The organism is Cognatitamlana onchidii (assembly GCF_004804355.1).
In the GTDB taxonomy this organism is placed as follows: Bacteria; Bacteroidota; Bacteroidia; order Flavobacteriales; family Flavobacteriaceae; genus Cognatitamlana; species Cognatitamlana onchidii.
The window spans coordinates 1-16,541 of the sequence record NZ_SRWZ01000005.1; the positions used below are offsets into that span (position 1 = coordinate 1).

At 35.9% G+C, this 16,541-nt stretch carries 9 protein-coding genes; 2 read left to right on the forward strand and 7 right to left on the reverse strand.

Annotated elements, in window-relative coordinates; all coding sequences use genetic code 11:
• On the reverse strand, positions 1–3,427 hold a 3,427-nt coding region (locus E5D58_RS10275; protein ID WP_136481784.1), incomplete at its 3' end, for a proprotein convertase P-domain-containing protein.
• A gap of 492 nt (positions 3,428–3,919) precedes the next feature.
• Between E5D58_RS10275 and E5D58_RS10280 the strand changes: the two genes are divergently transcribed.
• Positions 3,920–5,509, forward strand: coding sequence for a peptide chain release factor 3 (locus E5D58_RS10280; protein ID WP_136481785.1), 1,590 nt, complete (start codon positions 3,920–3,922; stop codon positions 5,507–5,509).
• A gap of 117 nt (positions 5,510–5,626) precedes the next feature.
• Positions 5,627–5,854 (forward strand): (4Fe-4S)-binding protein, encoded by a 228-nt coding sequence (locus E5D58_RS10285; protein WP_136481786.1) that lies wholly within the window; start codon positions 5,627–5,629, stop codon positions 5,852–5,854.
• Positions 5,855–6,068: 214 nt separating this feature from the next.
• Here E5D58_RS10285 and E5D58_RS10290 read toward each other — a convergent pair whose 3' ends face one another.
• The 6 genes from E5D58_RS10290 to rplA form a co-directional block, all read right to left on the reverse strand.
• Positions 6,069–6,386 carry a DUF3467 domain-containing protein gene (locus E5D58_RS10290; protein WP_136481787.1) on the reverse strand — a complete coding sequence of 106 codons (318 nt, stop codon included), beginning with the start codon at positions 6,384–6,386 and terminating at the stop codon, positions 6,069–6,071.
• A 136-nt stretch (positions 6,387–6,522) separates the two neighbouring features.
• Positions 6,523–10,824, reverse strand: a complete 4,302-nt coding sequence (gene rpoC / locus E5D58_RS10295) for a DNA-directed RNA polymerase subunit beta' (RefSeq protein WP_136481788.1) — start codon at positions 10,822–10,824, stop codon at positions 6,523–6,525.
• A 32-nt stretch (positions 10,825–10,856) separates the two neighbouring features.
• Positions 10,857–14,669, reverse strand: coding sequence for a DNA-directed RNA polymerase subunit beta (gene rpoB, locus E5D58_RS10300; protein WP_136481789.1), 3,813 nt, complete (start codon positions 14,667–14,669; stop codon positions 10,857–10,859).
• A gap of 193 nt (positions 14,670–14,862) precedes the next feature.
• Entirely contained in the window at positions 14,863–15,240 is a 378-nt protein-coding gene (gene rplL, locus E5D58_RS10305) for a 50S ribosomal protein L7/L12 (RefSeq protein WP_136481790.1), read from the reverse strand.
• A gap of 65 nt (positions 15,241–15,305) precedes the next feature.
• On the reverse strand, positions 15,306–15,827 hold the full coding sequence (rplJ, locus tag E5D58_RS10310; protein ID WP_136481791.1) for a 50S ribosomal protein L10: 522 nt from the start codon (positions 15,825–15,827) through the stop codon (positions 15,306–15,308).
• A 19-nt stretch (positions 15,828–15,846) separates the two neighbouring features.
• Complete coding sequence (rplA, locus tag E5D58_RS10315) at positions 15,847–16,536, reverse strand: 50S ribosomal protein L1 (protein ID WP_136481792.1); 690 nt, start codon at positions 16,534–16,536, stop codon at positions 15,847–15,849.
• Positions 16,537–16,541 lie beyond the last annotated feature (5 nt).

The following is a 16,541-nucleotide window of genomic DNA, read 5'->3' on the forward strand; positions in this document are numbered from 1 at the left end:
TATTAGTTACTGTCAAAGTATATACCCCTGCTGCACTTACTACTGGACTTAATGTTGTTGATCCACTATCTATTGTGCCTCCCGTCCATAAATATGTGACTCCTCCTATTGTAGTTCCTGTGCCATCTAAAGTTACTGTTGGGTTATTACAGTTAATCTCTGAGCTTGGACCTGCTTCTGCTGTGGGTAAAGCATTGTATGTCACACTTACCGTAGAAGTATCATCAACTGTACATGCTCCTGATGCAGCTACAGTATAAGTGTAAGTTGTTACCCCTGTTGCTAAAGCAGGACTCCACACTCCACCAGTATCTTCACCTGATATTGCAGCATTCAACTGAGCTAATGTTGCAGTTTCTCCAGAACATAAAGATAACACTCCATCAGTACCTGCATTAGGTAAAGGGCTTACAGTAACATCAAAAGATATATTGGAAACACAACCTTCTGGACTTGTATAAACACCTGTATATGTACCAGCATCATCTATTCCTATATTATCAAATCGCACAATTTCATCCACTTCAGAATCCACATTTCCATCTTCATCAGTCCAAACCCACCCAGTATTAATATTAGGACCCCCATCGAATTGAATATCCTGAAAACCCCCATCATCACAAAGTGGAATGTTACAACTTCCACCTGAAAATGCTACCCAAGGGCCCCAAGTATTAGAAGCATCACGAACTCGATATCTTTCGCAAAAAATATTAACAGGTGTTGAAACGGTCACTACAATTTCTGACCTTGCACTTTCACATCCAGCGCCATTAGTTTGACTTACGTAATAAGATGTACTACCAGCTACTACGGTATTTGGTGTTGGAGCCGAACTACTTCCAGTACCTCCAGATGGTAGTGTATACCACAATAAATTAGTACCTGTAGCTGTTAAAGCTGAGGCGGTATCTCCTACGCAATACTCTACCGGAGTAGTCACCACTGGAGCACTTGGAGCTGCATCAACGGTAAGGTTAACGGCGCTACTATTGGGACAACTCCCAGATGTTGTATAAGTAATAGAGTATAGACCTGGTGTAGACAAACTCAAATCTACAACTCCCGAGCTAGCATTTATTGACAATCCAGCTGCAGAACTAAAAGTACCTCCTGCTAAACCTGTTATTGTTGGTGAAGGATTTGAAGCATTAGCACAATAATTTGCAGCACTATAACTAAAAGTTGCATCGTCTAATGTATCTATATTGAGCGTTCCTGCATTTGAGGTAACCGTTCCACAAGTATATGCACTGCTTGAAATAACCACTCTATATTCGTAATTATTCATACTTTGAGTAGCTCCAGTAATATTTAGAGTATTCGTGGTAACTCCAGAATATACACCCCCATTGCTTAAGTCAGAAAACCCTGCACCAGTATCAACCTGCCACTGATAAGATAATCCTGAACCAGAAACTCCTACGGAAAAACTAATATTATCATTATCACAAACTGTTTCATCTGCTGGCTGGGTATTAATTACGACATCATTTGCTTGTTGAAAATCAAAAGTCCCATTAGAATCACCATCATCTGGTGTTGTATAGCCATCTGTTCCACTTGTAACTAAACCATTTCCATCAATTGTTAATCCCGATCCAAATGTTCCAGTACCTAACAAGCCGTTAGAATCTCCATCGGTATATCCTGCTTCTAATACATCATTACACGAATCATCATCAGCATCTAATTCATATGGATCATATAGTCCATCTGAATCTGTATCTGCAATAGTATATGTTAAATTAGCATAAACAAAATCATTATCTTCAATACTACTGAATAAACCATTAGCTCCAGAACCTCCTGCGGCACCATCAATTATACCATCATTATTTGCATCATTAACCCCGGCAATATTTAAAACTCCAGATTCCACAATATCATAAATACCATCATTATCAGAATCTAAGTCTAAACTATTGATTATACCATCTCCATCATCATCACAAAGTGCACTAGCAAACAACTCTCCTGTAAACCCTTCTGGTCCTGGACCAGATTGATTTATTACAGTGAACGTATTATTTGCCCCTGAAACCCAATTAATTGTGTTAAACGATGTACCCGCTTGCGCTTGCATAAGCTCCAACGATGTTGAACTTGTTGTTCTAGTTCCATAAAGTGCTGCATTTCCAGAATCATCAATAATAAGTCGAAGACGTGGAAGTCCATTTGAATTTGCAAGCCAAGGACTACTTATAAAGGCATTATCTGACGCGAATAAAAAATATTCTTCTCCAGCACCTAAAGCTCCATTTTCAAACTCTAAAACTGAAGGATGTACTGTTGTTCCATTAATATCCAATTGAAACGAATTATCCATTGAAGAAAAATCGAGTCTCAAGTACCCCGTATCCGTATGGTTAACAACAACAGATCTTGTACCCACATCTTGTGATAATAAAAATGTGGTGTTAGCGGTTGTACAATATTCCTCTTCATCAGTCATTCCATCATTATCATCATCAATATCGATGGTGTCATCAATTCCATCCCCATCAGTGTCTGTTCCTGGACCAGGGCCTGAACTTGCTACAGCAATTGATTCACTTAAATCATCTGCAGTTGCATTGCTATCTGTTTGATCTGCATTAACAGCTGTTATGGTATTAGTAATATTTGATCCACCTGTACCAGCATCAACAGTAGCAGTAATATTAAGTGTAGCAGTAGCTCCATTATTTAAAGTACCAATAGTCCAAACTCCTGTACCCGCGACATAAGCCCCATCATCACTAACATAGGTAACTCCTGAAGGCAACACATCCGTAATACTCACATTTGTTGCTTGAATGGGACCATTATTTGTAACAGACAACGTGTACGTGATTGTATCTCCTTCATTTGGTGTACTATTACTTACCGTTTTTGATACTGCCAAATCTGCGGCAGCCGAAGCCGTACACACCTCTACAGAAAAGCTATTTAGTGTTCCTACATCCCCCCCTGCATCGTCTACTACCGTAAGCGTCCAAGTACCGCTAGGATTTTCTCCATTAAAATTACTCAAAGGTTGTTCTGGACTGAACGTTCCAGTAAATGGAGGAAACCCTGCTGTTATCGCTGTGGCAGCAGCATCATCAAAAACTGTATTCGTATAATCATCAAAGAAAAAACCATTGTTACTGGAAAGGTCTATAACAGTTCCTGCCGGACTTGTAAGAGAGATACTCAGATCCCCATCCCAAGTATGTGTTATATCGAGTGTTACATTTACATCTGTAACGGCACTGGTTGTAGTGAAGGAAACGGTTCGAGAAACTCCGCCCAGTGTATTATCTGGAATTGTAGCTGCCGGACCACTAAACGACTGAGTGGTACATTGCCCAAATACATTATCAGAATAGAAAGAAACTAAAAAAATTAAAAAAAGACCAGAGAACCCTTTTAATAATTTATTCATTAATAAATCTATCGTCATACAGAGAGAAATGTTGATGTTTGATGTATTTTTACTCTAACTTTAATATATAAAAATATGGACATAATAGGTCCATAATACAAACGATACGAAGAATTTATTAAAAATCATAGTTAATAACTTTATACAGATCAAATGAGTCTTTACAAAGTATTACCCCTATTAATTATAGTATAAATTAGTGATTAAAGAAATCCCTCAAATTTCAAGCCTTAACTCAACCAAAATATATCGTTTTACAAATAAATATTATGCGTGAATATATAATTTAGCAATGATTAATTTTCATTTTTTTTAACATTTGTTGTCGATATTAGATGAACTACAAATTCTTACTATAAATCGCTATTTAGAACCTTTAACTGAACATTAAATAAATTCGTCCCTTTTTTGAACAACAATGAGCTTATGTCTTTTTTTTAGATCATGTTTTAAGCATAAAAGAAGTTCCAATAGCCAACAATATAATTTATCTTTGCCAAAATTTATTTTATGTCATTTTTAGAAGAAATACAGCGAAGACGAACTTTTGGGATTATTTCTCACCCAGATGCTGGTAAAACCACGCTTACCGAAAAACTACTTCTTTTTGGTGGTGCGATTCAAGAAGCCGGAGCTGTAAAGAGTAATAAGATAAAAAAAGGCGCAACTAGTGATTTTATGGAAATTGAACGCCAGCGTGGTATTTCTGTAGCGACATCGGTATTAGCTTTTGAATACAATGGTATTAAAATTAATATTCTAGATACTCCAGGCCACAAAGACTTTGCAGAAGACACGTTTAGAACCTTAACTGCTGTAGACAGCGTTATCGTAGTTATAGATGTAGCCAAAGGTGTTGAGGAGCAAACAGAAAAACTAGTTGAAGTTTGTAGAATGCGGAACATACCAATGATTGTTTTTATTAATAAAATGGATCGTGAAGGTAAAGATGCTTTTGATTTATTAGACGAGGTTGAGCAAAAATTAGGCCTTAAAGTTACTCCTTTAAGTTTCCCTATTGGAATGGGATATGATTTTAAAGGTATTTATAACATTTGGGAGAAAAACGTGAACCTCTTTTCTGGAGACAGCAGAAAAGACATTGAGGAAACAGTAGAAATCTCAGATTTATCCTCACCAAAACTAGACGAATTGGTTGGCGAAGATTCGGCAAATACGCTTCGTGAAGAAATTGAATTGGTTGATGGTATTTATCCCTCTTTTGATAAAGAAGATTATTTAAACGGGGTGTTGCAACCTGTATTTTTTGGATCAGCCCTTAATAATTTTGGGGTTAGAGAATTACTTGACTGCTTTGTGGACATAGCTCCTAAACCCAGAGCTAAACAAAGTGAAGAACGTTTGGTAAAACCAGATGAGAAAAAATTTAGCGGATTTGTTTTTAAGATTCATGCTAATATGGACCCTAATCATAGAAATCGATTAGCATTTGTTAAAATAGTTTCTGGAGAGTTTAAACGAAACTCACCATACCTGCATGTAAGAAACAACAAAAAGTTAAAGTTTTCGAGTCCAAATGCGTTTTTTGCTGAGAAAAAAGAAATTGTTGATATCTCTTATCCTGGAGACATTGTTGGGTTGCAAGACACAGGAACTTTTAAAATTGGTGACACTTTAACGGAGGGAGAAGCCCTTAACTATAAAGGTATACCAAGTTTTTCTCCAGAGCATTTTAGATATATAAATAATGCTGACCCCTTAAAATCTAAGCAATTATATAAAGGTATAGACCAGCTCATGGACGAAGGGGTAGCGCAATTGTTTACGTTAGAACTTAACGGAAGAAAAGTAATTGGTACAGTTGGAGCCCTACAGTATGAAGTAATTCAATATAGACTGGAGCATGAATATGGTGCCAAATGTACCTACGAAAACTTAAATGTTCATAAAGCTTGTTGGATAGACCCATCAAACTCTGCCTCCGATGAGTATAAAGAATTTGTTAGGGTAAAGCAACGGTTTTTAGCTAAAGATAAGCATGGTCAGCTTGTATTTTTAGCCGATTCCGCATTTTCATTACAAATGACTCAACAAAAATATCCGAACGTAAAACTTCATTTTACATCTGAATTTGATTAAAAATTGTGCATTTCGTCGAATAAATGGCCAGAAATTGTATTTCGTCGAGTATAATACTCAAAAAAAAGTCATAATTTTAATTTTAAGATAGAATCATAACCCAAAAAATGATTAGTCATGAAAATTAATTTTAGAGAATTTAGTAATGACAATATTACTATAACCTACGACCCTTGTGTATGTCAACAATCAGATACTTGTGCAAAACAACTATCTAATGTCTTTAGAAATTCTGTTATCCCGTGGATAGATATTGATGGAGCTCCTCCTGAAAAAATTAATAGTCAGGTAAAAAAATGTCCATCTGGAGCACTTAAATTTTCGTTTAAAAATAAGGTTGCTTAGAGAAAATTGTAATAGATGTTTTTTGAGACATTTTTGACTAGTGTTTAATATTCTACCATCAAAACTTAGTTTAAGGCCAAAAAACAACACTTAAATTTAATCGAATTTCAAGGTGCATAAATAAAAGTTATTACAAAACCATTAAATAATATTTTTCAATTATCATCTTATCTAAAAATAAAGCCTTTTGAGTTTTCTTCAAAAGGCTTTTATTTTATGCCTGACCTGTTGGTCCAAAATTTAAAGGAATTGGAGGCTGCTCGTAATCCTTAATTTCGCCGTGGGCATTTTCGAATCTTGCGACATTATCTCCTAAAGCTTTAAGTAATCTTTTTGCATGTTGCGGTGTTAAAATAATTCTAGATTTCACCTTGTTTTTTGGAACTCCAGGCATAATATTAACAAAATCTACCACAAACTCTGAAACTGAATGATTAATAATAGCTAGGTTTGAATAGGTACCTTCCGCCACCTTTTCATCAAGTTCGATATTTATCTGCCCTTGTTTTTGATTATCTTTTTCTTCTGCCATAATATTTAAAAATTAAAAAGCCTTCAGGTATAATATACATGAAGGCTTTTATTTTATAAGACACTTCGACTTCGCTCAGTGTAAATTTGACTAACAACATTCTCTACACCTTCGGCTTGTGAATGCTGAGTCTCTTTTAATTATAATTCAATTCTTGCTTCACTTGCATCATTTCGTCAAATTCTTCTTTAGAGCCTACAATGATATCAGAATAACTTCTCATACCGGTACCCGCTGGAATTCTATGACCAACAATAACATTTTCTTTTAAGCCTTCTAACGAATCTACTTTACCAGCAACTGCTGCTTCGTTTAATACCTTAGTAGTCTCTTGGAAAGAGGCCGCTGAGATAAAGGATTTCGTTTGAAGTGATGCTCTAGTAATACCTTGAAGTATTGGTGTGGCTGTTGCTGGCTGTGCATCTCTAGCAACTACAAGTTGTTTATCCTCACGACGCAAAATTGAATTTTCATCTCTTAATTCACGAGGTGTAACAATTTGTCCAGCTTTAAGATTTACTGAATCTCCGGCATCTTCAATTACTTTCTTACCAAAGATATCATCATTCTCTTTAATAAAGTCAGCTTTATGAGCCAATTGATCTTCGAGGAAAATAGTATCACCAGAATCAATGATCCTTACTTTACGCATCATCTGTCTAACAACAACTTCAAAGTGCTTATCATTAATTTTCACACCTTGTAAACGATATACTTCTTGTACCTCATTTACTAAGTATTGTTGCACTGCTGAAGGTCCTTTAATATTTAAGATATCATTTGGCGTAATAGATCCATCCGATAATGGCATCCCAGCTTTTACATAATCATTTTCTTGAACTAGAATTTGATTTGATAACTTCACTAAGTACTTCTTAACGTCCCCTAATTTAGACTCCACTATAATCTCACGGTTACCTCTTTTGATTTTTCCGAAAGATACGACACCATCAATAGCACTCACTACTGCCGGATTAGATGGGTTACGCGCTTCAAATAACTCTGTAACACGAGGTAGACCACCAGTAATATCACCTGCTTTAGCAGACTTACGAGGAATCTTAACTAAGATCTTTCCAACGTTGATCTTCTCTCCATCATCAATCATTAAGTGAGCCCCAACTGGTAAGTTGTAAGAACGTATCGTTTCTCCACTTGCATCTTCAATATGAAGTGTTGGGATTAATTTCTTATTTCTAGATTCAGAAATTACTTTTTCTTGGAAACCAGTTTGCTCATCTATTTCTACCTGATAAGTTACCCCCTGCTCAATGTTTTCATACTTAACCTTACCAGCAAATTCTGAAATAATCACACCATTGTAAGGGTCCCAAGTACAAACGACATCATCTTTTAATAGTTCTTGACCATTCTTAACATAAATGGTTGAACCATAAGGAATGTTATTATTACTTAGAACAATACCTGTTTTCTTATCTGTAAGCTTAAGTTCAGATGTTCTGGAAATAACGATATCAACCTCATTTCCTTCACTATCTTGACCTTTAACAGTTTTTAAATCTTCTATTTCAGCAATACCATCAAATTTAACGGCTAACTTGTTATCTTCAGAAATGTTACCAGCAATACCACCTACGTGGAATGTACGTAATGTAAGCTGAGTACCTGGTTCTCCAATAGACTGTGCTGCAACAACACCAACAGCCTCACCACGTTGTACCATTTTACCAGTAGCTAAATTACGTCCGTAACACTTAGCACAAATACCTTGCAAAGCCTCACAGGTTAATGCTGAACGCACTTCTAAACTCTCGATTGGAGACTCTTGAATTGCCTTAGCGATGTCGTCTTCTATCAACTGACCTGCAGCCACTAACAATTCATCTGTTAATGGGTTATGCACATCATTGAGTGATACACGACCAACTATTCTTTCTTCTAACGTTTCTACAACCTCATCATTCTTCTTTAATGGCTCTACTTCAACACCTCTTAACGTACCACAATCTTCTGTATTGATGATAACATCTTGAGATACATCCACTAATCTTCTAGTTAAGTAACCTGCATCCGCTGTTTTAAGAGCTGTATCTGCAAGACCTTTACGAGCACCGTGTGTAGAAATAAAGTATTCTAAAATTGAAAGACCTTCTTTAAAGTTGGAAAGAATTGGATTTTCAATAATCTCACCTCCTCCAGCATTAGATTTTTTAGGTTTTGCCATCAATCCACGCATACCGGTAAGCTGACGAATCTGTTCTTTAGATCCACGAGCTCCAGAATCAAGCATCATAAACACCGAGTTAAACCCTTGCTGGTCTTCTCTAATACGTTTCATGGATAACTCTGTCAACTCCGCATTGGTAGAAGTCCAAATATCAATAACCTGATTATAACGTTCGTTATTTGTTATAAGTCCCATGTTGTAGTTTCCAGTAATTCCATCAACTAAACCATTGGCCTTATCAATCATACCTTGCTTTTCTGGCGGAATGATAATATCACCTAAACTAAAGGATAATCCACCTTGGAATGCGAATTTAAAACCTAAAGTTCTAATAGCATCTAAGAAATCTGCCGTTTCCGGAACAGAAGTTACTTTAAGAATATCACCAATAATATCTCTTAAAGACTTTTTAGTTAATACCGTATTAATGAAACCTGCCGCTTGAGGAACATGCTGGTTGAATAATACGCGACCAACAGTCGTATCAACAATCATTCTATCTAATTTCCCATCTTCATTGATATCGATAGTTCTTACTTTGATACCAGCATTCAAATCTACACGCTTCTCATTGAAAGCGATTTCCACTTCCTCTGGAGAATAGAATGTTAAGCCTTCACCTTTAATTTGTAATTCAGGCGTTGATTTACGGTGCTTAGTCATGTAGTAAAGACCAAGTACCATATCCTGAGAAGGTACCGTTACGGGTGAACCATTTGCTGGATTTAAGATATTATGAGACGCCAACATTAATAATTGACATTCTAATATAGCCTCTGGACCAAGTGGTAAGTGCACCGCCATTTGATCTCCATCAAAATCGGCATTAAATGCCGTACACACTAATGGGTGCAATTGGATTGCTTTTCCTTCAATTAACTTTGGTTGAAACGCTTGTATTCCTAATCTATGCAGCGTAGGCGCACGGTTTAGCAATACTGGATGTCCTTTAAGAACATTCTCCAAGATATCCCAAACCACTGGCTCTCTTTTATCTATAATTTTCTTTGCAGACTTTACCGTTTTTACAATTCCTCTTTCAATTAGTTTTCTAATTACAAAAGGCTTGTAAAGCTCTGCAGCCATATTTTTAGGCAATCCACATTCGTATAATTTCAATTCTGGACCTACAACAATTACAGAACGTGCAGAATAATCAACACGCTTACCTAAAAGGTTTTGACGGAAACGTCCTTGTTTCCCTTTTAATGAATCTGATAATGATTTTAAAGGTCTGTTAGAATCTGTTTTTACAGCTGATGATTTACGCGTGTTATCAAATAATGAATCTACAGATTCTTGTAACATACGCTTTTCATTACGCAAAATCACCTCTGGAGCTTTGATTTCAACCAATCTCTTAAGACGGTTATTTCTGATAATTACACGACGGTATAAATCATTTAAATCAGAAGTTGCAAAACGCCCTCCATCTAGCGGTACTAATGGACGTAATTCTGGTGGAATGATAGGAATTACCTTCATAATCATCCACTCTGGTCTATTCTCTCTGTTCTGATTAGATTCACGTAAAGACTCTACTACTTGCAAACGTTTTAAAGCCTCCGTTTTACGTTGTTTTGACGTTTCGGTATTTGCTTTGTGTCTTAGCTCATAAGAAAGTGATTCTAAATCAATTCTTGCCAACAACTCAATTAAACACTCAGCTCCCATTTTAGCTAAAAACTTATTTGGGTCTGAATCATCTAGATACTGATTATCTTGAGGAAGCGTTTCTAAAATATTTAAATATTCTTCCTCAGTTAAGAAATCCATTTTCTGTAATGGTTCTCCTTCTTCATTCTTGGCATTACCAGGTTGAATTACTACATAACGTTCGTAGTAAATAATCATATCTAATTTCTTGGATGGTAAACCTAATAAATAACCTATTTTATTTGGTAAAGAACGGAAGTACCAGATGTGCGCTACAGGAACTACTAAATTGATATGTCCTACTCTATCACGACGTACTTTCTTCTCAGTTACCTCAACACCACAACGGTCACAAACAATACCTTTGTAGCGAATTCTTTTATATTTTCCACAAGCACATTCATAATCCTTAACAGGACCAAAAATACGTTCACAGAACAAACCATCACGTTCTGGTTTGTGAGTTCGATAATTGATAGTTTCAGGTTTTAAAACCTCACCTCTAGATTCTGCTAAAATAGACTCTGGTGAAGCCAAACCAATTGAGATTTTATTAAATCTCTTAACTGTATTTTTATCTTGTTTTCTTGCCATAATATATGGGTGAAATGAATTTAATTAATTAACTACTCTTCTAATCTGATGTCTAATCCTAAACCTTTCAGTTCATGCATTAATACATTGAAAGATTCTGGTAAACCTGGATCTGGCATTGGTTCACCTTTAACAATACTTTCATAAGTTTTGGCTCTACCAATAACATCATCAGATTTTACAGTTAAGATCTCACGTAAGGTACTTGATGCTCCATATGCCTCAAGTGCCCAAACTTCCATCTCACCAAAACGCTGACCACCAAATTGTGCTTTACCACCAAGCGGTTGTTGTGTAATTAATGAGTAAGGTCCAATAGAACGCGCGTGCATCTTATCATCAACCATGTGACCAAGTTTAAGCATGTAAATCACACCTACTGTTGCCGGTTGATCAAAGCGATCTCCTGTTCCACCGTCATATAAATATGTATGACCGTATCTTGGGATACCTGCTTCATCAGTCAATTCATTTATTTGATCAATATTAGCACCATCAAAAATAGGTGTCGCATATTTACGACCTAATTTTTGACCAGCCCATCCTAATACGGTTTCATAAATCTGACCAATGTTCATACGAGATGGTACACCAAGTGGATTTAATACGATATCTACAGGCGTTCCATCTTCTAGGAATGGCATATCTTCTTGACGAACAATACGCGCTACAATACCCTTATTTCCATGACGTCCTGCCATTTTATCACCAACCTTAAGCTTACGTTTTTTAGCAATATAAACTTTGGCTAGCTTAATAATACCTGCTGGTAATTCATCTCCAACAGAAATGGTGAACTTCTCACGACGTAAAGACCCTTGTAGATCGTTTTCCTTTATCTTATAGTTATGAATTAAATCAGCTACTAGTTGATTTGTATGATCATCTGTTGTCCATTTTCCAGAAACCAAATGCGCATAATCATCAACAGCATTTAACATTTTTAAAGTGAACTTCTTACCTTTTGGTAATACTTCTTCTCCTAAATCATTATAAATACCTTGAGCTGTTTTTCCATTTACAATAGCAAAAAGTTTTTCAACTAAAACATCTTTTAATTCATCAAACTTTCTGTCATATTGCGCTTCTAATGCAAGGATATCATCTTTATCTTGAGCTCTTTTTCGCTTGTCTTTTACAGCTCTAGCAAATAACTTCTTCTCAATTACAACACCATTTAACGATGGTGACGCCTTTAGTGAAGCATCCTTAACATCTCCAGCTTTATCACCAAAGATAGCACGTAATAATTTTTCCTCTGGAGTTGGATCAGATTCTCCTTTAGGCGTAATCTTACCAATTAAAATATCCCCAGGTTTTACTTCAGCCCCAACACGAATCATACCATGCTCATCAAGGTCTTTGGTAGCCTCTTCAGAAACATTTGGAATATCGTTAGTTAACTCTTCGTTTCCTAATTTCGTATCTCTAACTTCAAGAGAATACTCATCAATGTGGATAGAGGTAAATATATCTTCTCGAACTACTTTCTCAGAAATCACAATCGCATCCTCAAAGTTATACCCTTTCCAAGGCATAAAGGCTACTTTCATATTTCTACCAAGTGCTAATTCTCCTTTCTGAGTTGCATAACCCTCACATAAAACTTGACCCTTAGTTACTTTATCTCCTTTAGTAACAATTGGTTTCAAGTTAATTGAAGTTCCTTGATTCGTTTTTCTGAATTTTACTAAAGGATATGTTTTAACATCACTATCAAAACTTACTTTAGCTTCATCTTCAGTACGCTCGTATCTTATTTTAATTTCGTTTGCATCAACATAAAGTACTTCTCCTGTTCCTTCCGCATTAATTAAAACTCTAGAGTCTGAAGCGACTTGACGTTCTAAACCTGTTCCAACAATTGGAGCATCCACTCTTAATAACGGTACTGCCTGACGCATCATGTTCGACCCCATTAATGCACGGTTTGCATCATCATGCTCTAAGAATGGAATTAAAGATGCCGATATTGAAGAAATTTGGTTTGGAGCCACATCTGTATAATGCAACTCATTAGGGTCTATTACAGGGAAGTCTCCTTCCATTCTTGCAATAACTTTATCATGTAAAATTTTACCACTATCATCAACTTCAACAGTTGCCTGAGCAATTAATTTTTCCTCTTCTTCTTCGGCACTTAAATAAGTAGGTGCATTTTTAATATCAACAATACCTTCTTCTACTTTTCTATAAGGGGTCTCTATGAATCCCATGGAATTCACTTTTGCATATACCGAAAGTGAAGATATCAAACCAATATTTGGTCCTTCTGGTGTTTCAATAGGACATAAACGTCCGTAGTGCGTGTAGTGAACATCACGAACCTCGAAACCTGCTCTTTCTCTAGATAAACCTCCAGGTCCTAATGCTGATAAACGACGCTTGTGTGTAATCTCCGCCAATGGATTAGTTTGATCCATAAACTGAGACAACTGGTTGGTTCCAAAGAACGAGTTGATAACAGAAGACAAAGTCTTGGCATTAATCAAATCTATTGGAGTAAAGACTTCGTTATCGCGAACGTTCATACGCTCACGAATGGTACGTGCCATACGTGCTAAACCAACACCAAACTGTGATGATAACTGCTCACCTACTGTACGTACACGACGGTTAGATAAGTGATCTATATCATCAATCTCAGCTTTTGAATTAATTAACTCGATTAAATATTTTATAATGGTTATGATATCTTCTTTGGTAAGCACTTGCTTATCCATTCCAATATCTAAACCTAATTTTTTATTCATTCTGTAACGACCTACCTCTCCTAAAGAGTAACGTTGGTCACTAAAGAATAATTTATCTATGATACCACGTGCTGTTTCCTCATCTGGCGGCTCAGCATTACGTAATTGTCTGTAGATATGTTCAACAGCCTCTTTTTCGGAGTTTGTTGGGTCTTTTTGAAGGGTATTATGGATAATTGCATAATCACCTTGTTCAGAGGTTTCTTTGTGCAAAAGAATTGTTTTAACTTCTGCTTCAAGAATCTCTTCAATATTTTCTTTATCAAGAATGGTGTCACGATCAAGCACAATTTCGTTACGCTCGATAGATACAACCTCTCCTGTATCTTCATCAACAAAATCTTCATGCCATGTATTAAGCACACGAGCAGCTAATTTTCTACCCAAGTATTTTTTCAAGCCTGTTTTAGAAACTTTTGCTTCCTCTGCCAGATCAAAGATCTCTAAGATATCTTTATCTCTTTCGAAGCCAATAGCACGGAAAAGTGTTGTAACAGGTAATTTTTTCTTTCTATCAATGTACGCATACATCACTTGATTGATGTCTGTAGCAAACTCTATCCAAGAACCTTTAAATGGAATAACTCTTGCTGAATACAGCTTGGTTCCATTAGCATGGAACGACTGACCAAAGAATACACCTGGTGAACGATGTAATTGAGAAACTACTACACGCTCTGCTCCATTAATACAAAATGTACCAGAAGGCGTCATGTAAGGTATTGTTCCTAAGTAAACATCTTGAACAATGGTTTCAAAATCTTCATGTTCAGGATCTGTACAATATAACTTTAACCTAGCCTTTAGCGGCACGCTATATGTTAATCCTCTTTCAATACACTCTTCAATGGCATATCTTGGTGGATCTACAAAGTAATCTAAAAACTCTAATACGAATTGATTACGAGAATCTGTAATTGGAAAGTTTTCCATGAAGGTATTATATAAACCTTCATCACCTCTTTCTTCAGACTTAGTTTCTAATTGGAAAAAATCTTGGAAGGATTTAATCTGAATATCCAAAAAATCAGGATACTCTGTTCTATTTACAATAGAGGAGAAATTTAATCTTTCAGCTTGTGTTGATAACATCAATGGACGAAATTTTGATTAAAAAAATAGTGAGAGTGCTTTTAAACACAAATAAAATGGTTGAAATATTCTTTAATATTTATGTGCCATTTGCAATATTCTTTTGGTATATATTATATACGCAAAATGGTCTAGGTGTTATCCCGCATATAGCGGGACAAACCTAAACCTTTGTATTGTTGAGTTGTTAAGCTTATTTAAGCTCAACCTCAGCTCCTGCCTCTTCTAAAGATGCTTTTAAAGCCTCAGCTTCATCTTTAGTTACAGCTTCTTTGATAGCACTTGGTGCTTCGTCAACTAAACCTTTAGCTTCTTTTAATCCTAAACCAGTTAATTCCTTAACTAATTTTACAACTGCTAATTTAGAACCACCAGCCGCTTTTAAGATTACATCAAATTCAGTTTGAGCTTCACCAGCGTCATCACCACCAGCAGCAGGACCAGCAACAGCAACTGCAGCAGCAGCAGCAGGCTCGATACCGTACTCATCTTTTAATATAGTTGCTAACTCATTTACTTCTTTTACAGTAAGGTTAACTAATTGTTCTGCGAAATCTTTTAAATCTGCCATTTTTCTATCGTTTTAATAATTTTGTAATAATAATATAATTGTAATAAGTGCGTACTATTTTAATACTATCCTTCTTTTTCAGATAGTGTTTTAATAATACCAGCTATTGTACCGCCACCTGATTTAAGTGCTGAAATAACATTTTTAGCAGGAGATTGTAATAACCCAACAATTTCTCCAAGCAACTCTTCCTTAGACTTGATATCTACTAACATGTCTAATTGTTCGTCACCAATGTAAACAGCTTCCTCAATGAAAGCACCTTTTAATAAAGGCTTTTCAGATTTTTTACGGAAGTTTTTAATTAATTTAGCTGGTGCATTACCTGTTTCAGAATACATCACAGATGTATTTCCTTTTAATACAGAAGGAAGATCTCCAAACTCCTTGTCTGAAGCTTCCATTGCCTTTTCAAGTAATGTATTTTTAACAACTGCCATTCTTACGTTTGCCTTGAACGCAGCACGACGTAAATCTGAGGTAGTTCCTGCGTTTAATCCAGAAATATCTGTTAAATAGATATTTGCACTGTTGGCCAATTCTGCAGTTAACTCCTCAATTACCAATGATTTTTCTTCTCTTGTCATAATAAAAGTTTTAACTTAATTAACCAATCTTAGGATCAACAGCTATACTAGGACTCATTGTAGAAGACATAAAAATGCTTTTTACATAAGTTCCCTTTGCAGTTGTTGGTTTTAATTTAATTAACGTTTGTAATAATTCATTTGCATTACCTGCAATTTTATCAGCACTAAATGATGCTTTTCCTATAGCAGCGTGTACAATACCAGTTTTATCGACTTTAAAGTCAATTTTACCAGCTTTTACTTCTGTTACAGCTTTAGCAACATCCATAGTTACTGTACCAGTTTTAGGGTTTGGCATTAAACCACGAGGACCTAACACACGTCCTAGAGGACCTAATTTACCCATTACACTTGGCATAGTAATAATAACATCAACATCGGTCCATCCGCTCTTGATTTTATCAAGATACTCGTCTAAACCAACATAATCAGCACCAGCTTCTTTAGCTTCTGCTTCTTTATCTGGTGTTACTAATGCTAATACTTTCATATCCTTACCAGTACCGTGAGGAAGCGATACAACCCCTCTCACCATCTGATTTGCTTTACGAGGATCTACGCCTAAACGTACCGCCAAATCAACTGATGCATCAAACTTTGTATTGGTAATTTCTTTAACTAAGGCAGATGCTTCATCTAATGAATACACCTTTCCTTTTTCAATTTTCGCTAAAGCCTCTTTTTGCTTTTTTGTTAATCTTGCCATTTTCT

Coding starts and splice junctions, on each gene's coding strand:
- E5D58_RS10280 (WP_136481785.1), top strand. CDS start 3,920: ATGTCATTTTTAGAAGAAATACAGCGAAGACGAACTTTTGGGATTATT.
- E5D58_RS10285 (WP_136481786.1), top strand. CDS start 5,627: ATGAAAATTAATTTTAGAGAATTTAGTAATGACAATATTACTATAACC.
- E5D58_RS10290 (WP_136481787.1), bottom strand. CDS start 6,386: ATGGCAGAAGAAAAAGATAATCAAAAACAAGGGCAGATAAATATCGAA.
- rpoC (WP_136481788.1), bottom strand. CDS start 10,824: ATGGCAAGAAAACAAGATAAAAATACAGTTAAGAGATTTAATAAAATC.
- rpoB (WP_136481789.1), bottom strand. CDS start 14,669: ATGTTATCAACACAAGCTGAAAGATTAAATTTCTCCTCTATTGTAAAT.
- rplL (WP_136481790.1), bottom strand. CDS start 15,240: ATGGCAGATTTAAAAGATTTCGCAGAACAATTAGTTAACCTTACTGTA.
- rplJ (WP_136481791.1), bottom strand. CDS start 15,827: ATGACAAGAGAAGAAAAATCATTGGTAATTGAGGAGTTAACTGCAGAA.
- rplA (WP_136481792.1), bottom strand. CDS start 16,536: ATGGCAAGATTAACAAAAAAGCAAAAAGAGGCTTTAGCGAAAATTGAA.